The organism is Nocardia sp. NPDC060255 (assembly GCF_042727395.1).
Taxonomy (GTDB): Bacteria; Actinomycetota; Actinomycetes; order Mycobacteriales; family Mycobacteriaceae; genus Nocardia.
In genome coordinates, this window is the sequence record NZ_JBHXAU010000004.1 from 123,073 (window position 1) to 145,591 (window position 22,519).

Annotated in this window: 29 protein-coding genes; 15 read left to right on the forward strand and 14 right to left on the reverse strand. The window is 65.8% G+C overall.

Translation table 11 applies throughout. The annotated features are described in order from the left end of the window. Positions 1–13: 13 nt before the first annotated feature. From ACFWF1_RS10835 to ACFWF1_RS10850, 4 genes are read left to right on the forward strand one after another with little or no spacing between them, the layout of a single operon-like run. Positions 14–1,081 (forward strand): HAD-IIIC family phosphatase, encoded by a 1,068-nt coding sequence (locus ACFWF1_RS10835; RefSeq protein ID WP_379281577.1) that lies wholly within the window; start codon positions 14–16, stop codon positions 1,079–1,081. Beyond that, positions 1,078–1,836: a thioesterase II family protein gene (locus ACFWF1_RS10840; RefSeq protein WP_379281578.1), complete on the forward strand. Its 759-nt coding sequence runs from the start codon at positions 1,078–1,080 to the stop codon at positions 1,834–1,836. Before ACFWF1_RS10835 ends, ACFWF1_RS10840 begins: the two co-directional genes overlap by 4 nt. After that, on the forward strand, positions 1,833–2,573 hold the full coding sequence (locus tag ACFWF1_RS10845; protein ID WP_379281579.1) for a 4'-phosphopantetheinyl transferase family protein: 741 nt from the start codon (positions 1,833–1,835) through the stop codon (positions 2,571–2,573). The genes ACFWF1_RS10840 and ACFWF1_RS10845 overlap by 4 nt, the downstream gene beginning before the upstream one ends. Continuing rightward, on the forward strand, positions 2,570–4,285 hold the full coding sequence (locus ACFWF1_RS10850) for a fatty acyl-AMP ligase (protein WP_379281580.1): 1,716 nt from the start codon (positions 2,570–2,572) through the stop codon (positions 4,283–4,285). The genes ACFWF1_RS10845 and ACFWF1_RS10850 overlap by 4 nt, the downstream gene beginning before the upstream one ends. A 9-nt stretch (positions 4,286–4,294) precedes the next feature. Here the strand turns inward: ACFWF1_RS10850 and ACFWF1_RS10855 are convergent, their stop codons facing one another. Next, entirely contained in the window at positions 4,295–5,092 is a 798-nt protein-coding gene (locus ACFWF1_RS10855; RefSeq protein WP_379281581.1) for a class I SAM-dependent methyltransferase, read from the reverse strand. 130 nt (positions 5,093–5,222) lie between these two features. Between ACFWF1_RS10855 and ACFWF1_RS10860 the strand changes: the two genes are divergently transcribed. From ACFWF1_RS10860 to ACFWF1_RS10870, 3 genes are all read left to right on the forward strand, one after another. After that, positions 5,223–5,966 (forward strand): hypothetical protein, encoded by a 744-nt coding sequence (locus tag ACFWF1_RS10860; protein ID WP_379281582.1) that lies wholly within the window; start codon positions 5,223–5,225, stop codon positions 5,964–5,966. An 87-nt stretch (positions 5,967–6,053) separates the two neighbouring features. Further along, a complete protein-coding gene (locus ACFWF1_RS10865; protein ID WP_379281583.1) occupies positions 6,054–6,254 on the forward strand; it encodes a hypothetical protein in 201 nt (66 codons plus the stop codon). A 296-nt stretch (positions 6,255–6,550) separates the two neighbouring features. Further along, positions 6,551–7,030, forward strand: a complete 480-nt coding sequence (locus ACFWF1_RS10870) for an SRPBCC family protein (RefSeq protein WP_379281584.1) — start codon at positions 6,551–6,553, stop codon at positions 7,028–7,030. Here the strand turns inward: ACFWF1_RS10870 and ACFWF1_RS10875 are convergent, their stop codons facing one another. After that, positions 7,031–7,837: an alpha/beta fold hydrolase gene (locus ACFWF1_RS10875; protein WP_379281585.1), complete on the reverse strand. Its 807-nt coding sequence runs from the start codon at positions 7,835–7,837 to the stop codon at positions 7,031–7,033. Positions 7,838–7,987: 150 nt separating this feature from the next. On the opposite strand from ACFWF1_RS10875, the gene ACFWF1_RS10880 reads away from it, so the two are divergent. Next, entirely contained in the window at positions 7,988–8,545 is a 558-nt protein-coding gene (locus tag ACFWF1_RS10880; RefSeq protein ID WP_379281586.1) for a MerR family transcriptional regulator, read from the forward strand. 120 nt (positions 8,546–8,665) lie between these two features. Further along, complete coding sequence (locus ACFWF1_RS10885; RefSeq protein ID WP_379281587.1) at positions 8,666–9,112, forward strand: nitroreductase/quinone reductase family protein; 447 nt, start codon at positions 8,666–8,668, stop codon at positions 9,110–9,112. A 2-nt stretch (positions 9,113–9,114) separates the two neighbouring features. Here the strand turns inward: ACFWF1_RS10885 and ACFWF1_RS10890 are convergent, their stop codons facing one another. The 7 genes from ACFWF1_RS10890 to ACFWF1_RS10920 all read right to left on the reverse strand — a co-directional run bounded on the left by ACFWF1_RS10890 (position 9,115) and on the right by ACFWF1_RS10920 (position 15,467). Beyond that, entirely contained in the window at positions 9,115–9,984 is an 870-nt protein-coding gene (locus tag ACFWF1_RS10890; RefSeq protein ID WP_379281588.1) for a type II CAAX prenyl endopeptidase Rce1 family protein, read from the reverse strand. 79 nt (positions 9,985–10,063) lie between these two features. Continuing rightward, entirely contained in the window at positions 10,064–11,044 is a 981-nt protein-coding gene (locus ACFWF1_RS10895; protein ID WP_379281589.1) for a glycine betaine ABC transporter substrate-binding protein, read from the reverse strand. Then, positions 11,041–11,772, reverse strand: a complete 732-nt coding sequence (locus ACFWF1_RS10900; RefSeq protein ID WP_379281590.1) for an ABC transporter permease — start codon at positions 11,770–11,772, stop codon at positions 11,041–11,043. The genes ACFWF1_RS10895 and ACFWF1_RS10900 overlap by 4 nt, the downstream gene beginning before the upstream one ends. Continuing rightward, the gene (locus ACFWF1_RS10905; protein WP_379281591.1) at positions 11,769–13,046 is read right to left on the reverse strand and encodes an ATP-binding cassette domain-containing protein; all 1,278 of its coding nucleotides are present in this window, start codon (positions 13,044–13,046) and stop codon (positions 11,769–11,771) included. The genes ACFWF1_RS10900 and ACFWF1_RS10905 overlap by 4 nt, the downstream gene beginning before the upstream one ends. Then, complete coding sequence (locus tag ACFWF1_RS10910; RefSeq protein WP_379281592.1) at positions 13,043–13,687, reverse strand: ABC transporter permease; 645 nt, start codon at positions 13,685–13,687, stop codon at positions 13,043–13,045. Before ACFWF1_RS10910 ends, ACFWF1_RS10905 begins: the two co-directional genes overlap by 4 nt. Before the next feature lie 150 nt (positions 13,688–13,837). Beyond that, a complete protein-coding gene (locus tag ACFWF1_RS10915; protein ID WP_379281593.1) occupies positions 13,838–14,767 on the reverse strand; it encodes a TauD/TfdA dioxygenase family protein in 930 nt (309 codons plus the stop codon). Between the two features lie 127 nt (positions 14,768–14,894). Next, complete coding sequence (locus tag ACFWF1_RS10920) at positions 14,895–15,467, reverse strand: CGNR zinc finger domain-containing protein (protein WP_379281594.1); 573 nt, start codon at positions 15,465–15,467, stop codon at positions 14,895–14,897. Between the two features lie 71 nt (positions 15,468–15,538). Here ACFWF1_RS10920 and ACFWF1_RS10925 point away from each other — a divergent pair, with 71 nt between their 5' ends. Next, entirely contained in the window at positions 15,539–16,282 is a 744-nt protein-coding gene (locus ACFWF1_RS10925; protein WP_379281595.1) for a class I SAM-dependent methyltransferase, read from the forward strand. Between the two features lie 168 nt (positions 16,283–16,450). Continuing rightward, positions 16,451–16,783: a plasmid stabilization protein gene (locus ACFWF1_RS10930; RefSeq protein WP_379281596.1), complete on the forward strand. Its 333-nt coding sequence runs from the start codon at positions 16,451–16,453 to the stop codon at positions 16,781–16,783. A 62-nt stretch (positions 16,784–16,845) separates the two neighbouring features. On the opposite strand, the gene ACFWF1_RS10935 is transcribed toward ACFWF1_RS10930, so the two are convergent. Further along, positions 16,846–17,046, reverse strand: a complete 201-nt coding sequence (locus ACFWF1_RS10935; RefSeq protein WP_379281597.1) for a hypothetical protein — start codon at positions 17,044–17,046, stop codon at positions 16,846–16,848. A 207-nt stretch (positions 17,047–17,253) separates the two neighbouring features. On the opposite strand from ACFWF1_RS10935, the gene ACFWF1_RS10940 reads away from it, so the two are divergent. From ACFWF1_RS10940 to ACFWF1_RS10955, 4 genes are all read left to right on the forward strand, one after another. Further along, positions 17,254–17,715 (forward strand): SRPBCC family protein, encoded by a 462-nt coding sequence (locus ACFWF1_RS10940; RefSeq protein ID WP_379281598.1) that lies wholly within the window; start codon positions 17,254–17,256, stop codon positions 17,713–17,715. Between the two features lie 325 nt (positions 17,716–18,040). After that, positions 18,041–18,547: a hypothetical protein gene (locus ACFWF1_RS10945; RefSeq protein ID WP_379281599.1), complete on the forward strand. Its 507-nt coding sequence runs from the start codon at positions 18,041–18,043 to the stop codon at positions 18,545–18,547. Between the two features lie 122 nt (positions 18,548–18,669). Beyond that, positions 18,670–19,566, forward strand: coding sequence for an aromatic prenyltransferase (locus tag ACFWF1_RS10950; RefSeq protein ID WP_379281600.1), 897 nt, complete (start codon positions 18,670–18,672; stop codon positions 19,564–19,566). 302 nt (positions 19,567–19,868) lie between these two features. Beyond that, positions 19,869–20,249: a PLD nuclease N-terminal domain-containing protein gene (locus tag ACFWF1_RS10955; RefSeq protein ID WP_379281601.1), complete on the forward strand. Its 381-nt coding sequence runs from the start codon at positions 19,869–19,871 to the stop codon at positions 20,247–20,249. A 7-nt stretch (positions 20,250–20,256) separates the two neighbouring features. On the opposite strand, the gene ACFWF1_RS10960 is transcribed toward ACFWF1_RS10955, so the two are convergent. The 4 genes from ACFWF1_RS10960 to ACFWF1_RS10975 form a co-directional block, all read right to left on the reverse strand. Further along, the gene (locus ACFWF1_RS10960) at positions 20,257–21,270 is read right to left on the reverse strand and encodes a hypothetical protein (RefSeq protein ID WP_379281602.1); all 1,014 of its coding nucleotides are present in this window, start codon (positions 21,268–21,270) and stop codon (positions 20,257–20,259) included. A gap of 79 nt (positions 21,271–21,349) precedes the next feature. Beyond that, entirely contained in the window at positions 21,350–21,706 is a 357-nt protein-coding gene (locus tag ACFWF1_RS10965; RefSeq protein WP_379281603.1) for a hypothetical protein, read from the reverse strand. Between the two features lie 15 nt (positions 21,707–21,721). Further along, the gene (locus ACFWF1_RS10970) at positions 21,722–22,177 is read right to left on the reverse strand and encodes an ester cyclase (protein WP_379281604.1); all 456 of its coding nucleotides are present in this window, start codon (positions 22,175–22,177) and stop codon (positions 21,722–21,724) included. A gap of 53 nt (positions 22,178–22,230) precedes the next feature. Continuing rightward, positions 22,231–22,446, reverse strand: a complete 216-nt coding sequence (locus tag ACFWF1_RS10975) for a hypothetical protein (protein ID WP_379281605.1) — start codon at positions 22,444–22,446, stop codon at positions 22,231–22,233. Positions 22,447–22,519: the final 73 nt, after the last annotated feature.

Sequence of the window (22,519 nt, forward strand, 5' to 3'; positions counted from 1 at the left end):
GCCAGGGAATTCGATGAACGCTGAAATCCGTAACCGCCCCCGGTACATCAAATGTGTCGTCTGGGATCTCGACCACACCCTGTGGGACGGCATCCTTTTGGAGAACTCCGCGGTCACCGAGCTCAAGCCGGGGATCCGGGAGACCATCGTCACGCTCGACGAACGCGGGATTCTGCATTCCATCGCCAGCCGCAACGATCCCGACCTCGCGGTCGCGAAGCTGAAGGAACTCGGGATCGCGGAGTACTTTCTGCACCCGCAAATCAGCTGGGACAACAAATCCGCCTCGGTCGCGACGATCGCCGAGCGGCTGAATATCGGGATCGACACGCTCGCCTTTGTCGACGATCAAGAGCTCGAACGGGACGAGGTCGGATTCGCGCATCCCGAGGTGCTCTGTATAGCTGCGGAAGAGGCCGCGACGCTGGCGGATCGGCCGGAATTCCAGCCGAAGCACGTCACCGCGGACTCGCGGGTGCGGCGGCAGATGTACCGGGCGAGTATCGAACGCTCGACGGCCGAGGACCGGTTCTCCGGCACCAACGAGGAATTTCTCGCCACCCTGGGGATGCGTTTCCGGATCAGTCCGGCGGGTGCTGCGGATATCGGCCGGGCCGAGGAACTCGTCGTCCGGACCAATCAGCTCAACTCGACCGGTGTCATGTATTCGGCCGAAGAGCTTGCGGCGCATGCCGAATCCGATGATCACCTGTTGCTGATGGCCGAGTTGGAAGACAAGTACGGAACTTACGGGCAGGTCGGTCTAGCGCTGGTGAAACGCGGTGTGCACCAGTGGCGGCTGAAGTTGCTGCTGATGTCGTGCCGGGTGATATCTCGTGGCGTGGGGACGGTATTGCTGAATCATGTTGTCCGGCTTGCTCATGGCGAGGGTGCGCGGCTGGTCGCCGAATATGTGCCCACCGACCGGAATCGGATCATGTACATCACCTATCGATTCGCCAATTTCGCGGAACTCGGCGAGGAGGACGGCGTGACATTGCTGGCGGCCTCATCTATGCCGCCTGCGCCGCCACCCTCTTATCTGACGGTCGAGACGGCCGCGGCGGGACACCTGCTGTGAACGCCCCCGCGATCGACGCGCGCAAATGGATGCCGTATCCGTCGGCCGGTGGCGCGCCGACGACGCTGTACTGCCTGCCGCATGCCGGGGCGGGTGCTTCGACGTATCTGCCATGGCGCAAGGAGTTACAGCCCGACGTCGACGTGGTGCCGCTGCAGCCGCCCGGGCGCGAAATGCGTATGCGGGATGAGCCTTTCGAGCATCTCACGCCGTTGCTCGACGACCTGCTGGCGGCGATGGACGGTGTCTGGCAAGAGCCGTTCGCGTTGTTCGGGCACAGCCTGGGCGCGCTCGTCGCCTATGAGCTGGCCCGTCGACTCAGCGCGGGGGAGGGGCCGCGTCCGGCGCACCTGATCGTGTCGGGACGCCGTGCGCCGCACCATCCTTCGCGGCTGCCGTGGATCCGGATGGCCGACGATCCGATGCTGCTGGAGATCGTGCGCAGGCTCGGCGGCACCCCGGACGAGATCCTCGACGACGAGCAGATGCGGCAGACGGTGCTGACGCTGATGCGCGCGGATCTCGGCGTCGACCAGACCTATCGGTACCGGCCGGACCCGCCGCTCGACGTGCCGATCACCGTGCTCAGCGGCAGCACCGACAGCCACGTGACCATGGCCGAACTCCAGCCGTGGGCCGAGTGCGGCTCGGCCGGGGTCGACATTCGGCTGGTGCCCGGCGGACATTTCTTCGTGGTGACCCACCGCGACACCGTGCTACGCCGGGTCCGCCACTGCCTGGTGGGTTCGCCATGATCGCCGGCACCGCCGCACGGCGGGCGATCGCACCCGACGAGGTCGAACTGTGGTGGCTGCGGCTGACCGGCGAGTGTTCCGCCGGCGATTGCCGGGTGCTGGCGCCCGAGGAACTCGCCCGCAGCGTCCGGTTCGACACGCTGGAGTTCGCCGGTGATTTCATCCGCATCCGGGCCACGATGCGGCGCGTGCTGTCGGCCTATGCCGGATGTCCGCCCGAGGACCTCGTTTTCACCACCGGACCGCATGGCAAGCCGGAATTGCCTTGTTATGCACCGGCATTCAATCTGACGCACACCCGAGGTCTCGCCGTTGTCGCGGTCGGCGGGTCGGCGTCGGTCGGGGTCGACGTCGAACGGGTCGATGCCGATTTCGACCTGGCCGGGTTGGCGTCGCGGGTGCTGACCGCGCGCGAGGCGGACTGGGTCGGCACGGACCGGCGGCGTTTTCTGCACCATTGGGTCGCCAAGGAGAGCTATCTGAAATGGTTGGGTAGCGGGCTGACGATATCGCCCGACACCATCGAGCTGCGCACCGACCGCAATGGGCGCTCCGTGCTCACTCCGGTGGACGGTGCCGACCGGCCCACCGGATACGTCCATCATTTCGGTTTGCACTCCCAGTACGTCGGGGCCTTCGTCGGCGGCCGGCCGCCACCCCGTTTCACGCTGCGGCCGGCCGAATCGGCCGGTGCCGACTCGAATCTCCGCCGCCGTACCTCAGGAGTTCAAGCATGACAACCTATTTCGCGGTCGAACCCGCCACCCTGGCCGAGATGCTGACCGCCCGCGCCGCCGCCACCCCCGACGAGGTGCGTTTCCACCACCTCGGCGACGGTGACGAGCCCACTGCCACAATGACTTTCCCGCAACTGGATCGCGCGGCCCGGGCGGTGGCCGCCCATCTGGCGCAGCTCACGCGACCGGGGGAGCGGGCACTGCTGCTTTATGCCCCTGGCCTGGAATTCGTTGTCGCCTATTACGGTTGCCTCTATGCGGGCGTGATCGCGGTACCCGTCGCGCCGCCGCAGCCGAGCAAGTTGGCGGACGGTTTGGCGCGGTTGGCGTCCATCGTCGCCAATTCCGGTGCGCGGCTGCTGTTTACGAGCGCTGATATCGAACCCCTACTGGGCCCGGTGCTCGCGGATGCCGACGGGTTCGCCGGGCTGCAGACGGTCGTGACCGACCGCATCGACCTGGCGGAAGCCGATCAGTACCGCGATCCGGGCATCACCGGCGATACCATCGCCCACCTGCAGTACTCCTCCGGATCGACCGGCGAACCGAAGGGCGTCGCACTCACCCACGGCAACGTGCTCGCCAACCTCCGACTGGTCACTTCGGAGATCGGCGCCGGTGTCGGCGTGGCCTGGTTGCCCACCTTCCACGACATGGGCCTGCTCAGCATGGTCACCTACCCCGTGTACAGCGACTCGACCGTTATCAGTATGTCCCCCTTGGCTTTTGTGCAACGACCCGCCCGCTGGATCTCGGCGATGTCCCGGTACAAGGCCACCCACACCGTCGCCCCCAACTTCTCCTTCGCGCTGGCGGTGCGGCGGGTACCGGCCGATCAGGTCGCCGGCTATGACCTGTCCAACCTGCGGGTCGCACTCTGCGGTGCGGAACCCGTCCGGGTGGACACGATGTTCGCGTTCGCCGAGCACTTCGGTGCCGCAGGCTTCGATGTGCACAGCTTGTTCCCCTGCTACGGCCTAGCCGAGGCAACGCTTTTGGTGACCGGCGGCCCGGCCGGAAGTGGACTCACCACCGTCGAGGTGGACCCGACCGCACTCGCCAAGGGCCGGGTGGAGCCGGTATCGAGCGGCGGCCGCCGCCTGGTGGCCAGCGGCGAACTCAATGACGCCTACGAACTCGTCCTCACCGACCCCGACACCCACACCCCGCTACCAGAGGGACAGGTCGGCGAAATCTGCCTCCGCGGTGAAAGTATCGGCCTCGGCTACTGGGACGCCCCCGAGGCTTCGACGGAAACCTTCAACGCCACCGTCACCGGCCGCCCCGGCCACTTCCTCCGCACCGGCGACCTCGGCTTCATCCACGACGGCCAGCTCTACGTCACCGGCCGCCGCAAAGACCTCATCATCGTCGACGGCTACAACCACTACCCCTCCGACATCGAAGCCTCCGCAATGGACAGCCACCCGGCCCTGCGCCCCGACCGCTGCGCCGCCTTCCAGGTCCTCGACGGCGACCAACCCACCCTCGTCCTGGTCGCCGAACTCAACCGCGACCCAGCAGCCGAGGCCGCCGACAAGACCGAAATCATCACCGCCGTCCGCCAAGCAGTCGGCGAACACAACGGCCTACGCCTCGACGACGTCGTCCTGGTAACCGCAGGCTCGGTCCCTCTGACCTCCAGCGGCAAAGTCCGCCGCTACGTGGTCCGCGAACAGTACAGAGAAGGCGCACTGACCCCACTGCCCTGATCCGCGCGCCTACCGGCGAGCCGTGATAAGCCAAGCGTGCGAGTCGAACCACACGCCCTCGGTGCCGCAGTGGGCGGTCATGACGGCGTGTAGTCGGTCGAGGGCCCGCTCGGTCTCGTCGGCGTCGAACTCGGCGAGCAACTCGGTGGCCATGCGCAGCGCGAGGACGGAGTCGACGCCGGCCTCGGGATCCGGGCCGTAATAGACGGGCTCGTGCACGTCGGTGACGTTGACGTCGGTGAATCCGGCTGCGGTAAGAACGCCCTCGGCCTCGACCGGATCGGCCAGTGAGAACGCACCGCCGGTCGGTGCGGCGACGGGTGCACCCGAGAGGGCCTGACGTATCGTGCCGACCCACTCCTGCCGGTCACCGGCCTGCCACACCAGTTGCGCCAGTTGCGCTTCGGGTTGCAATGCGCTTCCGATGTTGGTGAACGCCGCGACCGGATCGGCGAAGAACATGGTGCCGAACCGGCTGACGGCGTGCGTGAAATGTGCTGCCGGGAACGGATAGACCTGGGCGTCCGCCTGCTCGAAGTGCACGTTGCCGACCTCCGCTGCCGCGCTGAGCTCGCGCGCCTGCGCCAGCATCACCGGCGAAATATCCACCCCGAGCGCGCTGCCCTCGTGCGCGAGCGCGGCGGCCTCGCGAGTGAGTTGGCCAGTGCCACAGCCGATATCGAGCACATTGTCATCAGGTCGTACGTCGATAGCTTCGCGTAGCCGCCGATGATGGTGACGCAACTCCGCGTCGTAATCGAAGGTGTTCTTCGAGGCCGGTGCCGCGCGATTCCCGCTGTCAACCATGGACCCATCCTGGCAACTCCGCTCACCACCCGCCAGCCACCATTCTCATGTGGTTGCCGGGTGGGTTGATGCGGTCCGTACTCTGGGCGATCCGCAGCTAGTCGAAGTGACTCGGAGATGGGAGCCAGGAGTGAACACCGAGGTCGTGCGAGGCGTCGGGGGAGAGTCACTGGCCTACTACGAGGAGGAGAGCAGGCAGGAGGTGCGCTGGGCGGACGATCTGCGCCTCGCGGAGGGGGCTTCGCCCACTGTGGCCGCGGATCGCATCGCGGCGGAGTTGTCGGGTTGGGGCGCGACAACACTGGCGTCGCTGAGTGCGCTCTTGGTCGAACGTGGCGCGCGAGTGCAGCGCGAGTTCGACACCTTCACCCATGGGCTGCAAGAGGTTTCGCGTCCATTCGCGCTTGGTCGATTGTCGGCGAATCTAGAATTACGCGCTGCTGAAACGGTCGATCCGGCGGTATTACGCGCCACCTATGCCGCGGCATATCCGGTCGGCCATCCCGACCACGACATGAGCAGCTTCGAGGATCTGCAAGCCTTGCTGAACGGCACCCTCATGGGCACACTGCTACCCGCCAGCACGGTACTGATCGATACCGATCGCGGCCTCGGCATCGCCGCCGTCCTCGCCCACAATTGTCCCGGTCTCCCGCCCGAGGAAGGACCGTGGATCTCCGAGGTCTTTCGCGACCCCGCACCCGCCTACCGCGGCCTCGGCTCCCTCCTGCTGCGCCACGTGTTGTGGTTGGCCGCCGAGGCGAAACTGCCTGCCCTCGGCCTGGCGGCCACCACAGGAAACCATGCCGCCGGGGTGTACGAGAACATCGGATTCGTCCGCACTGCCCGGTGGGTCGACCTCCTTCTGCGCTGACGACACGCCCCGTCGGCTAACCAGCAAAAGTTGCTCTACCTGCGACTACAGTCGGATGTACTGCTAAAACGACGGGTGGGAGCGAGTATGTGGGCGGTCGTCGAGAAGTGGTACGCCGGTACGTATGAAGGTTTCGGAGTCCTGATCACCGAGGACTGCGAAGAGGTCATCGCACGAGAACCAGTGGTGGAAAACGATATTGCCTTGAAGGCAGGCGATCGTGTCCTCATCGACTACATCCCCGGTCCGGACGGGGCCGACGCCATCAAGCTGGTGAAGGTGCAGTAAGAGCGTCCGAGACGCTTTTCCGGCCGTGAATCGAGCAGGCGCGGCAGCCGTTCACCAAAGGGAACCTTTACCATCGAACAGATCGCCGAGCGTTGCGGCTTCGCCAGTCCGGGAGCGCTGTCGCCGGCCTTCGTCAGTCGGATCGGTGTCCGCCCCGTCGGTGTACCGCAAGATATGACCGCAAGGTCGGCAATTCAGCGCATGGCCCTTGACCGGCCGCGTCGCATAGTTTCGGACTGGCGCAACAGCTTTCGCGTGCCCTGCGCCCGCGAACCGCGCCACGGGGACGCACGGCAGTGAACGAAGGGACTCCCGTCATGCAGAGCTACGACGCGACCGCGACCACGACAGCAGCACCGGGCGACATCTGGCCCCTCCTCGCCGACGCACGCACGTGGCCAGTGTGGTCCGTTGTCGACGCCTTGGATACCAAGCGTTCCAGCGGTCTCGATCCCGACGGTCGCGACCCGGTCGGTTCGGTTCGCGCGTTCCGCATCGGACGAATGGTGACCGGCGAGCGCCTGACCGGGCTCGACGAGGGCAACCGGATGACCTACGAGGACGCCTTCAACTGGGCCCTGCGCAACTACAGCGCCGTCATCGACCTCGTCCCCGCACCCGACGGCCGCACGGTCATCCACTGGTACGGAACCTACACCGCCCGTTGGGGATTGGGCTGGCTGCTGCAGCGCATCATGAAGCGCGTGATGCAGCAGATGGCCGACGGCCTCGCCGCCCACGCGTCCGTCCAGTCGTCCAGCGGCAAGACCGTGTAGTCAGCCGCGTGCCGAACCGGCGAACGCCAGCAGATCCTCGTTGAGCCGCGCGCGGTGCGACAGGTGCACCATGTGTGCGGCGTTTTCGTAGACGACGAGCTTGCTGTCGGGGATCAGCTCAGCCGAGCGCCGCCCGCAGGTCTCCAGCGGTGCGAACGCGTCGTGATCGCCGTGCAGCACCAGCGTCGGCACGGTGATCACCCGCGCTTCGGCGCGAAAGTCGGCGGCCAGGTTGGCGCGGGTGCATTCCACCGCCGCGTGTAGCGAGACCCGCATCCAGTCGCGAATGGTCGCCTCCTGTTCGAGTTGCGGAATGTCGCAGCCGGGCAGGTCGTTGCCGAAGGACAAGGCGGCATTGCCGGCCACCCACCTGCCGTAGTCGGTGCGCAACTGGTCGAGCAGCGCGTCGGCCAGCGGTGGATCGACGCTGAGGTGCGGTGCGGTCGCGCCGACGAGCGCGATGCGGGAAATGCGCTGCGCGCCATGGCGAGTGAGATAGCGGATCACCTCACCGCCGCCCATCGAGTGACCGACGAGGGTGACCTCGGTGAGGTCGAGCCGATCCAGCAGCGCAGCCAGATCGTCGGCGAGAGTGTCGAAGTCGTAGCCGCGGCCGGGGTCGTCGGATCGACCGTGACCGCGGCGGTCGTAGGCGATGGCGCGATGGCCGTGTTCGGCCAAGTGCAGCATCTGGTGCTGCCACATGTCGCTGCTCATCAGCATGCTGTGCACGAAGACGACCGGTCGGCCGGTCCCGTAGTCCCGGTAGAACAGGGTGGTGCCGTCGGTGGTGGTCAGGGCGGTCATGGGGAATTCCTTCGGTGTCTAGAATCAGCGAGATATTTGCGACCGAGGCGTCCTGGCCGCTGACATCACCCTCGGCGCTGCGGCAGCCGGACAGTCAATCCCGTTGGTGCGGAGGACTCTCCCGCAGGGGGAGACTCCACAATGGCGGTTATGACCGCGTATCTGTCCATCGGCGACTTCTCCCGCGCCACCCACTTGACCGTCAAGACGCTGCGGCACTATCACCAGATCGGACTGCTCGCGCCCGCCGAGGTCGATCCGCATACCGGTTATCGCCGCTATACGGCCGAACAACTGTCTGTCGCACAGGTGGTCCGGCGGTTCCGTGACCTGGACATGCCGCTGGAGGAGATCCAGGCAATACTGGCGAGCCGCGACCCGGGCCTCCGCAATGCGCGGATTGTGGCGCACCTGGATCGACTGCAAAGCCAACTCGGCCGCACCCAGCGCGCCGTCGACGACCTGCGCAACTTGCTGATCCACCCGGCCCCCGACGCGACCGGTGTCGAGCTACGCACCGCGATCGGCGTCGATCGCTCCTATGCCACGCTCGCCACCTACGTCACCCGCCACGCCCTCGGCGTGCCCGGTCCCGTCCGCGAGTACTACCCGGTCGGTCAGGCCGAAACTGCCGATACCTCCTTGTGGCGCACCGAAATCGGCTGGCCCGTCTTCCACACCGGCACTCCGCACCGGAATGCGGACTAGCCGCCGGCGTGGTGACCGCGAGCCGGCCGCAAAGGCCGCGACCTTGTTGCGCGGGTATGTGGTACCGGAGGTACGCTGGGCAGCGTCAGAGCTTGGTTCCGATTACCGGAGAAGGATCTCATGCCCTCGGATTTCGCTCTCAAGACGATGAACACCGCGCATCGAGTGTTGTTGAAGGTCACCTGCGGCAAGGTGGGTAATGAGTTCGGTGGGATGTCGTCGGTCGAGCTCGTGACGACGGGACGTAAGTCGGGGCGTGAGCACGCGGTGATGCTGACGGCGCCGATCATCGACGGGGACACCTACGTTGTGGTGGCCTCGCGCGGCGGTGACCCGCAACATCCGGCGTGGTTCCTGAATGCCCGCGACAACCCGAATGTCTTGGTGTCGGTGCGCAGTGGACCGCGCGTGCCGATGATCGCGCGGGTCGCCGATGCCGAGGAGCGGGCCGCGTTGTGGCCGCGGGTGGTGGCCGCGGCGAAGGGGTACGCCGGTTATCAGAAGAGGACGACTCGCGAGATCCCGCTGGTGCTGCTGACTCCGGCCGCGGATCCCTCGTCGAACTGAGGTTACGTCGACGGTTGCCGTAGCAATCTGCCGGGACGCCGGCAGAGGATGACGGCACCGATCACGTTGGCGGCCAACGTCAGCACGCCCTGCTCGCCGAGCCACAGCCAGGCTTCCGATCCGGAGGTGTGTGGATCGAACACGGTCTGGATGACGCTGTTCCAGGACGCGTGCAGTACGACAGCCGGCCAGATGCTCCCGGTATCGAGCCGGAGCCGGGCGAAGACATACGACACCACGGTCACCTGTACGACGAAGAGCACGGCGATGACCGGCATGGACCCACCGTTGCCGGTCAGGTAACTGCCACCGACGATCAACGGCAAATGCCAAGCCGCCCAGATCAATCCGCTCACCAAGATCGGCCGGGGGATCTCGGCTTCGATGAGCCGGGTGAGCAGATAACCGCGCCACCCGAGTTCCTCACCGAGCGCGAACACCAGCCCGACCGCGGTACCGAGTGTGGTGCCGATGAGCAGGTCCCCGGCGAAAGCACCCCATCCGCTGGAAGTGCCTGCGGGGGAGATGAAGTCGACGAGCCCGCTCGCCCATCCGACGCCGTACGCGGCGGCCCCGACGGCGACCGGATAGCCGAGGGCGATCACGAACGCCCACCAGCTGCGCCGGCCACCCCACCGCAACGAGATGTCGCCGAACCCCTCCCGCAGGATCAACCGGGCGATCAACGCCGCCAGACCCGGCGCCCACATGAGCAAGAGAATCCCGATGTCATTGCGCGCGACGACCGCGAAAACCATGGCGGGGGCGGACAATGCGACCAGGGCGACAAGGAAGACGCCGATACCCCGTCGGGCCGTGTTACGCCGGTCCGGCGCCAGCAGCGACGATCCCACCCGCTGATCTTCGGTCATGTAGGCACAGTAGGCAGCGCTCACCGCGTGGGTCGTCACCCCGGAGAGCGGTATTCGCCTCCGGGACAACCCTGACCCCCTATGCGACCAGCTTCTCTTTCTTCAGCCAGTCGTAAGCGACGTCGGCCGGATCCTCCCCGTCGATATCGACGCGACCGTTGAGCTCCTGCATCAGCTGATCGGTGAGATGTTCGGAGATGGTGCCGATCAGGCCTCGCAGCTGCGGGTAACGATCGATGATGACGCTACGCACGACCGCCGTGCCGCTGTAGGGCAGGAAGAACTTCTTGTCATCGTCCAGGACAACGAGATTCAGGTTCTTGACGCGACCGTCGGTGGTGTAGACCATGCCGAAATTGCAAGGCGCACCCTTGGCGGTCGCGGTGTAGACGACACCGGCGTCCATTCGAGTAACGTTGCCGGACGGCACACCGTTCGGATCGTTGTACGGAATCCCGTATTTCTGCAACATCGGAATGAAACCATCCGAGCGACTGAAGAATTCGTCGTCCACGCAGAACGTCCGATCGGGCACCGGAAGCCGCGCCACATCGGACAGCGACTTCACCTGCAGCCGTTCGGCATTCGGCGTCGACGCGCCGAACGCGTAGGTGTCGTTGAAGTTCGCGGGCGGCAACCACTCCAGGTTGTTCTCGCGCTTCTCGATCTCGTGCACCCGCTGCCACAGTTCGGTCGGATCCGCGATCGTCTCGGTCTCGTTGTGATAGTTGACCCACCCGGTGCCGGTGTACTCCCAGAGAATATCGGCGTCACCGTTGAGTTGAGCCTGTCGAGACGATGCGGAACCCGGTGCGCCGGTGAGGTCTTTGACCTCCGCGCCCGCTGCGGCCAGGTAGGTGGCGGTGATCTTGCCGAGCAGGACACCCTCGGTGAAGCTCTTGGACGTGACGACCAGTTTCGCGCCGTCCAGCGGCTGCTGACCGTCCGGTAGCCGCGCCTCGTGGAACGTCCCGGACGAGCTCACCAGGCCACACCCGGCGAGCAATGCTACGACCAGCCCGGAAATCAGCGTAACCCGTTGGACTCGTGTCGATTTCATGAGATGCCTCGCGGCGTCGCGGCGAGTTCGACGAGTCTGCCGAGCCAGTCGATGATCAACGCGAGCAGCCCGACGAGGATCGCGCCGGAGATGAGCAGCTTGGGCAGGAACAGCGTGACGCCGGTGGTGATCAGCGTGCCCAGGCTGGTCGCCCCGATGAATGTGCTCAGCGTCGCGGTACCGACCAAAATGACCAGCGCGGTGCGAACTCCGTTGAGAATCACCGGCACCGCCAGTGGCAACTCGACCTGGAACAACGTCCGAGTCCCCGAGTAGCCGATCCCACGCGACGCCTCGATCGTGCGGTGATCCACCTGCCGCAACCCGACGATCGTGTTCTGCAGGATCGGCAAGATCGCGTACACCACCAAACCGACTATCGCCGTACGGAATCCGGTGCCCAACCAGAACGTGAACAAGACCAGCAACCCGACCGCGGGTGCCGCCTGACCAATGTTGGCGACATTCACCGCGATCGGCTCGAGCCGCCGCAACGCGGGCCGGGTCAACGCGATACCCAACGGAATCGCGACCACCACCACGATCAGTGTCGCCACCACGGTCAGCTTGATGTGCGCGAGGATCGTGGTCTGCAGGTTGTCCCACCCGAGCGACGCCTTCTCCGTCGGGGTGAACGTCGTCGACCGATACCAGAGGAAATACCCGATACCGATAACGCCGATGATGATCGGCTCGAACCACACGTCGATCGGCACCCGGCGACTCATGACGGCTCCGCCGATCCGGGTTCCTCGTCGGCCGCCACCACCGGCGTCGGCGCCGGATCGGTTCCGTCGACATAGGTTTCGTACGAGAGATCGGCCTCCTCCGAGCGCACTTCGGCGAGCTTGGCCTGAATCGTCTCGGTCACCGACCCGATACTGAGCGACCCGACCACCGCGCCGCGACCGTCGGTGACCAGCGCGGCTCCCTGACTGGCCGCGAGCATGGCATCGAGGGCGTCGTTGAGCGTCGAGGAGCGCGCGACAACCGGCAGGCGCCGATCGAGAAAGTCGGAAACCTCCGGTTTCGTCGCCACCTCCGCGAGCGACGGCCACGACCGCGGCCGCCCCGCCTCGTCGACAACCACTATCCAGGTGTGCCCGGCCGCCTTCGCGCGCCCGATCACCGCCTGCGCCGACTCACCGACCCGGGCGGTAATCACCTTGTCGTACTCCACATCTCGCACTCGCGACACGGTGAGATACGCCAACTTCGCGCCGGACCCGACGAACTCCTCCACGAACGGCGTGGCCGGATCGGTCAGGATCTCCTCCGGCCGCGCGTACTGCTCGATGTGCCCGCCCTCGGACAGGATGAGCACTTTGTCCCCGAGCTTGGTGGCCTCCTCGAAGTCGTGCGTGACCACCACGATCGTCTTGCCGAGTTCGTGCTGAATCGCAATCAGACTGTCCTGCAGGCGAACCCGGGTGATCGGATCGACCGCGCCGAACGGTTCGTCCATCAGCAACACCGGCGGATCCGCCGCGAGCGCCCGCGCGACGCCGACCCGCTGCTGCTGACCACCGGACATATCCTTGGGCAGCCGGTCGGCGAAGGTCCCCGGGTCGAGCCCGACCAGATCGAGCAGGTACTCGGTGCGCTCGGCGATCCGTTTCTTGTCCCACCCGAGTACCCGCGGGATAGCGCCCACGTTCTTGGCGACCGTCCAGTGCGGGAACAGCCCACCGGACTGGATGACGTACCCGATCGACTGCCGCAGCTTGTCCGGATCCTCCCGGGTGACATCGCGCCCGCCGATGAAGATCCGCCCCTCGGTCGGCTCGATCAACCGATTGATCATCTTGAGCGTCGTCGTCTTGCCACACCCGGACGGCCCGACGAACGCGACGATCTCACCCGCCTCGATCTCCAGGTCGAGCCGCTTGACCGCAGGTGCGTCCTGGCCGCGATACCGCTTGACGACCGCGTCCAGCTTGATGGGCGCACCGGTCACATTGCGCTCCGCGGACGGCGCGGGCCGGCTGGTCACATCTGTCATGACAGTCCCTTTGCGATCGTGAGGCGTCCGAGCAGGACGAGGAGCGCGTCGAACACCAACGCGATGAGGACGATGAGGATGGTGCCGGTCAGCGCCATTTCGATGGCGTTCGCGCCACCGAGCCGGGACAGCCCGTTGAAGATCAGCGATCCGAGACCCGGACCGAGGACATAGGCGACGATGGCCGCGACGCCGACGATCATCTGAGTGGACACCCTGATGCCGGTGAGGATCACCGGCCAGGCGATCGGCAATTCGACGGTCAGCAGAATGCGCCAGCGCGAAAAGCCGATGCCGCGCGCGGATTCGATCACCGACGCGGGCACCGACCGCAGGCCGACGATCGCGTTGCCGATCACCGGTAGCGCGGCGAAAAACGCCAGCATGAGGAACGACGGCACAACGCCGAGTCCGAATGGGACCAGCAGCAGTGCGAGCAATGCGAGCGACGGAATCGTCAATGCGACTCGGCTAGAGGTCAGGGTGAGTGCGGACGCCAGCGGAAGCCGATATACCGCGACGGCGACGAGGACCGCCACGACGGTTCCGACCAGCACCGTCTGAAATGCCAGGGAGGCATGCTGATACGTGAGGAACGTCAGAAATTCGCCTCGTCCCCGGACGTAGTTCCATAAATTCACGCGTTTCCCATCGTCAGGCGAAGTCGGTTACCTGTTTGTGCGTAGTGACCGGGCGCGAGCCGTCAAAGAGTAATCGACGCCGCGCGATCGGCTCTGGACGACGCGCGGCGCAGGAATCGCGGTGACAATTACTTACGCGACGGCGGAAGGCTATGCCGCCTGCTCGACGGCCGAGTAGTACTCCGCATTGCCCGCGATCACGGTGCTCGACGAGCCGTCGACGCCGACGGGAATGGTGCCCGCCAACGTGATGCGGGTCAGCCTGCGGTGTTCGCTGCCGTCGTAGTCGTCGATGGCGTAGTGCTGGGTGGCGTGGTTGTCCCACATCGCGACATCGCCGAGTGACCAGTCCCAGCGGACAGTGTTCTCCAAGCGCGTCACCCGGTCCTGGAACAGCCGGAACAGCGCGTGCGATTCGCTGCTGGACACGCCGACGAGCTGCTTCACGAAGCAGCCGAGCAGCACGGCGCGCGCACCGGTTTCCGGGTGCACGTGCACGACCGGGTGCTCGGTTTCGAAGTAGGTGGACTCGAACTCGCGGCGGTAGGCCTTGGTGCCTTCGTCCAGGCGTTCCTCGGTGTCCGCGGCGTAGTCGTACTGGTTGGTGTGCCGCGCGCGCAGGCTCTCGGCCAGCCGTTTCAGCGGTTCCGGCAGCGAGTTGTACGCGGCGACGGTCGAGGCCCAGGTGGTCGAGCCGCCGTAACTGGGCAGCGTGACCGCGCGCAGGATCGAGGCCTTCGGGACGCGATCGACGAAGGTGACGTCGGTGTGCCACACGTTGGAACGACCGTGGTGGGAATCGATGGCGAGGGTCTTCACGCCCGCGGAGGTGAGGGTCGGGTGCGGGGTGGTCGGCGTGCCGAGCAGTTCGGCGAACTCGTACTGCCCGTCCTCGGTCAGGTGCTGCTGGCCGCGAAAGAAGATCACCTGGTGCTCGTTGAGGGCCGCGCGGAGGGTGGCCACGGTCTGTGCGTCCAGGTCACCGCCTAGGCGGATGCCCTCGATGCGTGCGCCGATGTGGGCTCCGAGCTTGACCACCTGCACGGCGGTGCCGGTCTCCGTTGGGTAATCGACGGACATACCAAGGCCTTTCGCTCCAACCGGATGCTGGAAGACAGACAAAACCACCCTTGGCCGGACTTGACCAGTATTACGGTCACCGAGATCGAAACGGGCAGGAGCGGATCGCTCGCGAGACCTTGATGGCCTAGCTCGATGCCCGGCGTGCTCGGAAAGCCGCTGTCTTGGCACGGTTCTGGCATGCGGTACTGCAGAAGCGCTTGGTGCCGTTGCGGGAAGTGTCCAGGTAGACGCGGTCGCAGTGGTCCGCTGAGCAGATGCCGATCCGATCGGCGTGTTCGCTGCCGAGCACGAAGGCGAGGCCGACGGCGCAGGCCGCGGCGATGCCGGCCGTCAGTGCGGCATCCGCGGAGTGGAAATGCAGGTGCCACGGCTGTGAGTCGCGCCGGAAAAGTGTTGGCCTGGCGCCATATTCGATGATCAGCGCATTGACCTGCGCGGCGGCGGCGTCCATGTCATCGTCGGCGACCGCGTTGAACACCTGCCACAGCTGCTCGGCGGCCCGGGCCAGGTCTTCCGCATCCGCGGGCTGGACGTGATAGCCGTAGGCCGCCGAGACGACGTTGTCCAATCGTTCGAGCAGTTCCGCGCTGTCGGCCGCCGGCGGGTACGGCCTGCCGCGGCGTTCGCCGGGCACAGCGGCGTTCACCAGGTCGACCCCGTCTTCGACGACACCCAAGGTGTGACTGTCTAAACGCACTTGATCAGTCACCTCACTTTCGCTACAGTCGTTACTGTCGTTGAACAGTATGACAGTAACGGGAGTTGCTCATGTCGCTCACACCCACCCTCGCCCGGACCTGGATCGACCGCTGGGATCGCCAGCAGGAGGGCTATCTGCCCGATCGCGAGATCATGTTCGCGGTGATCGCGGACGCCGTCGCCGCGAACGCCGACCGCCCGGACCCGCTCGTGCTCGACGTCGCCTGCGGGCCGGGGTCGCTCGGCGCCCGCATTCGCGAACGGTTGCCGCGGGCCCGCGTCATCGGCGTCGACGCCGATCCGGTGTTGCTCGAATTGGCCCGCACGGCTTACGGATTCGAACTCGTCGACCATAACCTCGCCGATCCGGCCTGGGCGGCCGCGCTGCCGAGCGAGCCGATCGACGCGATCGTCAGCACCACCGCACTGCACTGGCTCTACCCCGACCAGCTCGCCGCGCTCTACGCGCAGTCCGCCAAGCTGCTCCGCCCCGGCGGCATCCTGCTCAACGGCGACGATATGGCCACGGCCGCAACAGCTATCGACCTACTCCACACCGCGATCGGTACCCGGCAGATCGAACGCGAAGGTGTCGGCGACCGCGAGGGCTGGGTGGAGTGGTGGGCGGCGGTCACCGCCGAGCCGGAATTGGCGACCGCGGTCGCCGAACGTGACAACCGCCGCTGGGAACATCCAGCGGACAGTGGCGCGACCTACGAGCAGCACGTACAGGCGTTGCGTACCGCCGGATTCCGGACCGCGGAATCAATCTGGCAATACGGTCGTCGTCGAATCATCGCCGCCGTCAACTGACCGGCCGATCCAGCTCGGGTGGCGACCGCGGGCACGCGCAGGACCGATAGGCCGGACAATTCGGTCATACGCCCGCCCTGCTCACTGATCCATGAATTCGAGTGGCAAATAATCCCAGCTGGTTTGTAGTCCGGCGCGCGGGTTATCCGGCGAGCAGGAGGTGTGATCATGCCCAAGGAATGGACCGACAAGCAGGAACGTCAGTACGAGCACGTCCGGGACTCGGAAAAATCGCAAGGCGCGAGCAGCCGCCGGGCCAAGGAAATCGCGGCACGCACGGTCAACAAGAATCGTGCGCAGGCAGGTCAGACGAAAACCGCCAGCCGCACATCGCTACAGGACAAGTCGCCGCAGCAACGCGGCGGCGAGCGCTCGGGCCGCCGCGGACCCAAAGGGCCGACCCGCGACCAGCTCTACAACGAGGCCCGGCAACGCGGCATCAAGGGCCGTTCCAAGATGACGAAAAGTCAACTGGCCCAGGCGCTCGGCGGCAAGAAGTAATCGCGCACTGCTGTGGTCCCGCTCGAGCGAGCGGGACCACACCGTGTCGAGCGGTCGTCGCGTTACCCATCGACGGCTAGCACGCCCGGCTCGACCCGGAATTCACGCTCCACCTCGGCCAACAGCACAGTGCTTCGCTGGCCGCCGCCGATCGGCTCGACCTCGGCATAGGGGACCGGGGCGTAGCGAACCGCTTTGACCCGCAACATCGCCGAGTCGTTGTCATCGAGTCGAATCAGGAGAGCACCGCGCGTGACCTGCATGGGAGTCAACCTTTCGAGCCGGGGGATATGGTCGCCTGCGATCTACCCGCCGCGTCGCGGTGCAAACTCGGCTCACCCGTTCGGTATACGACAAGTCCCGAGGCGGTTTCCGCACGGACCGCCCGGGTAATGCGACCTCCGACCGAGTCGCCGAAAGCGACTGTCGAAGGGCTCGATCCAGCGGGTCGAGCAAGGAAAGGGGTACCTATGAGCACCTTGGCCGCCACCGTAGACGTCGAGGTACCGGTCCGCACCGCCTACAACCAGTGGACGCAGTTCGAGTCGTTTCCGCAGTTCATGGAGGGCGTCGAAGAGGTACGGCAGCTCGACGACCAGCACACGCACTGGCGCATCCACGTCGGACCGGCGACCCGCGAATTCGACGCGACCATCACCGAACAGCACCCCGACGAACGGGTCGCGTGGAAATCCGACTCGGGCCCGCAGCATGCGGGCGTGATCACCTTCCACCGCCTCAGCGACAACCAGACCAGGATCACCGCCCAGATGGACGTCGACCCCGAAGGTTTCGTGGAAACCGCAGCCGACCTGCTCGGTGTGCTGCAGCACCGCATACACGGCGATATGCAGCGCTTCAAGCAGTTCATCGAAAGCGAAGGCCACGAAACGAGTGCTTGGCGCGGCGATATCGCGCGCCCCGACGCCTGACCGCAAGCGCGTCGCGAAAACCTCCGAACCACTGCGGGCAACGCTCGGCAAACTCCGATAGTTGCCGAGCCCGGTGCACGAATTAGTACTGGACAAACGAAAACATGCGTGGTTCCGCATAGTGTTTCGTAGGGCGTAAAGGTGAAGCGAGTTGCGGTTCAAGCGATTTCGGCGCAATTCGTCACCGGCGTGGCCGGGCCGATTAGTAATACCATTCGGCTATTGATGCGCCATTGACAACTGCCGAATGGTGCTGAATTCTTGCCGGGTGACGGGGAACGGGCAGAGTCGGCGAAAACCGCCATCGCACGTGTTAGGAGAATTGATGACGTCGCCGCAGTGGCCGGACCAAGACATCACACAGCTACGTGAGGTCGCGGATCGAATCGCGACCCTCATTCAGCGCAACACCGAAGGTAGCGGGGGTTTGCCGCGCTTCGTTGACGCGCTGCGCCAGAGCGGGCCGATCGCGGAACTGCTGATCGAGTACTCGGTCCGCTGGTTCAACGACAGCAACGGCGAATCCGTGCTGCTCGGACCCGAACTGTATTGGCTGCTCACCGAGACCGTGCCGGTGGAGGATCGCGCACCGGCCGGCGAGGGCTTCGGCCAGGCGGGCATGAACTGCCATCCGGTCACCCGCACCAGGCAGATGCTGCTGATCTGCGTGCTGGAAAAGCTGTCGACCCGTCCGTGGCGCCCGGAAACCCCAGAGCAGGCCGCGGCGATGGTCAAGCGTCGGTACAGCGACACCGCAACCCCCGTGTTGCCCACTCGCACGGCGCAACCGGCGGGCGTCGAAGGCGTAATCACCACCTCGCAGTTCCCGTAAGGGCGAGTCGCGCGGTGCGTTTGCTGGGTTGATTGCTGGTCCGCCTCCGCGTGACCGCGGCGAGCGCTATCGTGAATAGGTCCCACACCTGCACTGCCTGTTGCACTTTGAGGTGATGGTCTATGAGCGCGTCCGGCGTGACAGCAGCAATCCTTCGGCACGATCTGCGCGAGTTCGCGCGGCTAGCCGAAACCGGTTACGACCCCGCGGTTGTCGACGCGGTGTTGGACGCGCTGACCGACGTGTGGGCCGAGGCGTGGCTCGCCGTGCGAACAACCACGCATCCGCCGCAGGTGCGACAGGTCAGTGCTCGGTTCATGAATCTACCGGCGGCGACAGATCCGGTCGGCAAACTGCGCAAGGCAGGACTGCTGCATTTCGACGGCCATCCGATGGAAGAACTGCTCGCACAGGTGTCGGCCGCCGTGCCGGTGAACTGGGGTGTTGACCTCGCCGTCGATACCGGCGTCCAGAAGATCTGGACCGCCTTCCCGGAATTGATCAGCGTGGACCGGATAATGGACTTTTCGGGCATACCGGAATCGGCACGCGCCCATGCCGAACAGTTGAATCAGTGGGGTGGCGGCGAAATCGCGTTGATGGCAGCCGATTTCGTCAACCGAACCCTGAACCTGTACACCCAGATCCTGCGACCGGGCCAACTCACCACCACCGACATCGCCACGATCCTGCACGAACTCGATTTCGTCGCCGCCGACCCGAACGAATTATCCGCTCTCGCTTGGCCTTACACGGTATACGCAACCTTCAACTGGACAACACCGACCATCCAGCGAATCTGCTTCCCCGCCCGCTACACCGCCGACTCGTTCCCTGCGCTCGATCCGACCTTGACCCGCTTCGTCAACGGAGCCCCTTTCGCAGGCCCCGGTCCCCGCGGCTTCGCCTTCTACGCCGCCTACGGCCCCACCGAGCGCTACTACAAAGTCCAAGCCGACTACACCTCGGCCGCGACGCAAACCTTGCCCGGCGGAGTCAAAGTCCCGCAGACCCGTTAGCCACGCGGGGACAGTTGCGGCAGGAGTGACCGACGTCTCCGTTTCGGCATCGAAGACGGGGATGGCCGGTCGCGTAGCAGTCGGCGCGTGGTGGGATGAGATGCGCATCGCACTCGGGGTGCGAAAGTTCGGGGGTCGGATAGGGTGTGCGGTGGCGCGGCCGCGGGGGTTGATCGGGGTCGGTCGAATAGTTCAGGAAGTGCCAGTTGCGGGCAGGCGAATGTCCGGGCCGGTTGGGGGAGATTCGTCGCGAATCGCCACACGAACGGGTTGTTGGCTGGCCGGCGTACGAGGAGAAATCAATGCCTTACGCGGTGGTGGGTTTGTTGACCCTTGCGCTGTGGGTTTACTGCTTGATCGACATTATTACCTGCCCTGACGTGGGCATTCGCCATCTGCCCAAGATGGGGTGGCTGGTTGTGGTGATCTTGCTGCCCACTATCGGCGCGCTGCTCTGGCTCTTCGCGGGCCGCCCGATCAACGAGACCGGTCCGCGGTCGACGACCAGCTACGCCGAGTACGACCGGCCGGGCCGCTATGTCGCCCAGGATCCGGAGGCCGACGCGGCATTCCTGCGCGGCCTGCGCGAGCGGGCCGAACAGCAGCGGGCCGAAGCCCGCCGCCAGGAAGCCGCTCGGCAGAGTGACTTGGACCGGCGGCGGGAGCGGGGCGAACAGGTCTGACGGCCGCCTACGACGGCGGCGGATTCCATCGCCGCGCCAGCTCGTCCAGCCGATCGCGAATTCGCCGAATTCTTTTGCCGGGTGCGGTTTTCGGCGCGAACAGCGAAACTGTCAGCGGAGTGAGTGGCGTCTGCACGGGATGCGGCACGTCGGTGTGCTGTAGCACGCTGCCGAGCTCCGGCCCGTAGCCGAGATCGACCACGATTCGATCGGACCGGTATGCGCAGCGGGCAACGATCGGCCGCACCGCCAGCGCCGCGAGCTCAGGCGTCACCCGCAGCAGCAGCGCGGGCGCGAGGCCGATGATCACGGTGGCGGCCGCGACCGCCGGGCACGCGACGAGGCCCCGGCTGAACACCGTCCAGCCGATGGCGAAGACTCGGGAACTCCGCGCGGGCAACCGCCGTGCGATCGCCTCGCCGACGGCGATCAGCCCCAACCCCGAAAGCAACGCCCGCTCGATCCAGACCACGGGCAGGTTGTAGTGCCGAAATATCAACTGCCAGAACGTCGCTCGACCCTGCACCCGTTGCGCGAGTTGATGCGCGAGCACAGCTTCCAACTCCCGCGGCTGGAGTCGCCGCAGCCATTCCGGAGTAGTGGTGATCATCCGGTCCGGCACCACGAACTGCCGATCCGCTTCCTGCACCCACAGTGTGTAGGCCGACGCCGGCACTCCGGCCTTGTGTGCGACCTTCTCCCACGCGGCGCCCAGCGCGGGCTGTTCGTCGGACGTCGGCGGCCGCAGCCGGAATACACGCAACAACCATCGCCGTTCCGGCGCCCGGACACACACCACACACCAGCAGATGCACACCAGAAACCAGGCCACCGGCAGCGCGCCGGGCGCATCGACGCCGAGCGCGCGGCCGAGTCCGTAGAGCAATACCGTTATCGACGCCGCGGACGGTATCGCGGACAGCAGGAGCGCGATCCACGCCCGCACTCGGTCCGCGGTCGTCCGCCGGGCTACCGCAGTGCCGCCTGGGTATCTCGCCTTCGCGATCACTTCGGAGGTCATGCCCGACCGTACAGCGGATTCCGGCCATACCGTTAAACCACCGGTGAGCACCCGGTGGCCAACGACTTGCCATCAGTGCTCAGCGCCGCCGTCGCAGCTGGTAGACACCGGCGACAGCGAGGCCTGCGGCGACGACTACGCCGGCGAGGACCGGATGCATGTCCTTCGACAGACTCTGCGCACGGTCGGGCCGGAGTATCCAGATACCAAGTGGCACAGCGTAAGCCACGGCGAGCGCGCCGGCCCAAGGGCGCAGCGAACGGAGCCGGGCGTCGCGCAGCGTGCCGATCAGCACGACTGTGACCGGGACGACAGCCACCATGGCGAACTGGCCGACGATCAGGACGGGCACCGCCCATGCGGCGATGATGACCGACCGAGCGGCAGGGTAACGAGCGTGCTCTGCGCGGTTACGCAGCAGGGTTCCAGCGGACATGGTCTTCTCCTTGATTCAGGCGTGGACGCCGAGTGTGGCCAGCAGCACATGCGTGTCCGAGTTCACCCAGTACTCGGCGATCTGCTCCTGCTCGATCCGCAGCATGTCGATGCCGGTGAATCGGATGGCGGTACCCGCGGGGGCGGTCGCGGCCGGGAATCCGCCGCCGTAGGTGCCGACGGCGATCCAGCGGAACGCGAGATGGTCGCGATCGACGATGGGCCCGACCTCCACGGTGAACACCAGTTCGGTGTAAGCAGCTCGGATCTGGGCGATCCACTCGACCAAACCGTCCGGCCCTTCGATAGCGCGATCGTCGTCGCCCAATAGTGCGGCGTGCACCCGGAAGTCGGGGGAGATGATGTCGTCGGCGCGGGTGTAGTCGCCGTTCCAAGTGGCCAACCAGTCGTTGAGCAGACGCAGGTACGCGGCCTGGTCATTGGTGTCGATGGCAGTGCTGTGTTGCTCCATGACGAGCCTTTCCTGTTGTGTCGGTGCGGTTTTCGGAATTTCGTGGGAACGAGTCAGCCCTGGTCCTGGATGCACTGCCCGCGGCTGCCTGCCGGAACTCGCAGCGGGAGTGTCGGCGTCACAACGGGTTTGGGATTGTGCTCGATACGGAAGTAGCGGCCGGTCAATTCCGGCGGCAGCGTGCCGTGCACGGTCGGCTCGAAGGCGGTGAGCTCGTCGGCCGTCGGTGCGTAGTGGCCGGTAATGTACGGCAGTGATCGCGTTCCCATGCCGGTAAGTCTCGCGACGGCAGGCACTGGCTCGCGTCGGTAATACCTACCTATCCGAATACCTAGCGTGCGG

Coding starts and splice junctions, on each gene's coding strand:
- ACFWF1_RS10835 (WP_379281577.1), top strand. CDS start 14: ATGAACGCTGAAATCCGTAACCGCCCCCGGTACATCAAATGTGTCGTC.
- ACFWF1_RS10845 (WP_379281579.1), top strand. CDS start 1,833: ATGATCGCCGGCACCGCCGCACGGCGGGCGATCGCACCCGACGAGGTC.
- ACFWF1_RS10850 (WP_379281580.1), top strand. CDS start 2,570: ATGACAACCTATTTCGCGGTCGAACCCGCCACCCTGGCCGAGATGCTG.
- ACFWF1_RS10855 (WP_379281581.1), bottom strand. CDS start 5,092: ATGGTTGACAGCGGGAATCGCGCGGCACCGGCCTCGAAGAACACCTTC.
- ACFWF1_RS10865 (WP_379281583.1), top strand. CDS start 6,054: ATGTGGGCGGTCGTCGAGAAGTGGTACGCCGGTACGTATGAAGGTTTC.
- ACFWF1_RS10875 (WP_379281585.1), bottom strand. CDS start 7,837: ATGACCGCCCTGACCACCACCGACGGCACCACCCTGTTCTACCGGGAC.
- ACFWF1_RS10880 (WP_379281586.1), top strand. CDS start 7,988: ATGACCGCGTATCTGTCCATCGGCGACTTCTCCCGCGCCACCCACTTG.
- ACFWF1_RS10885 (WP_379281587.1), top strand. CDS start 8,666: ATGCCCTCGGATTTCGCTCTCAAGACGATGAACACCGCGCATCGAGTG.
- ACFWF1_RS10890 (WP_379281588.1), bottom strand. CDS start 9,984: ATGACCGAAGATCAGCGGGTGGGATCGTCGCTGCTGGCGCCGGACCGG.
- ACFWF1_RS10895 (WP_379281589.1), bottom strand. CDS start 11,044: ATGAAATCGACACGAGTCCAACGGGTTACGCTGATTTCCGGGCTGGTC.
- ACFWF1_RS10900 (WP_379281590.1), bottom strand. CDS start 11,772: ATGAGTCGCCGGGTGCCGATCGACGTGTGGTTCGAGCCGATCATCATC.
- ACFWF1_RS10905 (WP_379281591.1), bottom strand. CDS start 13,046: ATGACAGATGTGACCAGCCGGCCCGCGCCGTCCGCGGAGCGCAATGTG.
- ACFWF1_RS10915 (WP_379281593.1), bottom strand. CDS start 14,767: ATGTCCGTCGATTACCCAACGGAGACCGGCACCGCCGTGCAGGTGGTC.
- ACFWF1_RS10925 (WP_379281595.1), top strand. CDS start 15,539: ATGTCGCTCACACCCACCCTCGCCCGGACCTGGATCGACCGCTGGGAT.
- ACFWF1_RS10930 (WP_379281596.1), top strand. CDS start 16,451: ATGCCCAAGGAATGGACCGACAAGCAGGAACGTCAGTACGAGCACGTC.
- ACFWF1_RS10935 (WP_379281597.1), bottom strand. CDS start 17,046: ATGCAGGTCACGCGCGGTGCTCTCCTGATTCGACTCGATGACAACGAC.
- ACFWF1_RS10940 (WP_379281598.1), top strand. CDS start 17,254: ATGAGCACCTTGGCCGCCACCGTAGACGTCGAGGTACCGGTCCGCACC.
- ACFWF1_RS10945 (WP_379281599.1), top strand. CDS start 18,041: ATGACGTCGCCGCAGTGGCCGGACCAAGACATCACACAGCTACGTGAG.
- ACFWF1_RS10950 (WP_379281600.1), top strand. CDS start 18,670: ATGAGCGCGTCCGGCGTGACAGCAGCAATCCTTCGGCACGATCTGCGC.
- ACFWF1_RS10955 (WP_379281601.1), top strand. CDS start 19,869: ATGCCTTACGCGGTGGTGGGTTTGTTGACCCTTGCGCTGTGGGTTTAC.
- ACFWF1_RS10960 (WP_379281602.1), bottom strand. CDS start 21,270: ATGACCTCCGAAGTGATCGCGAAGGCGAGATACCCAGGCGGCACTGCG.
- ACFWF1_RS10965 (WP_379281603.1), bottom strand. CDS start 21,706: ATGTCCGCTGGAACCCTGCTGCGTAACCGCGCAGAGCACGCTCGTTAC.
- ACFWF1_RS10970 (WP_379281604.1), bottom strand. CDS start 22,177: ATGGAGCAACACAGCACTGCCATCGACACCAATGACCAGGCCGCGTAC.
- ACFWF1_RS10975 (WP_379281605.1), bottom strand. CDS start 22,446: ATGGGAACGCGATCACTGCCGTACATTACCGGCCACTACGCACCGACG.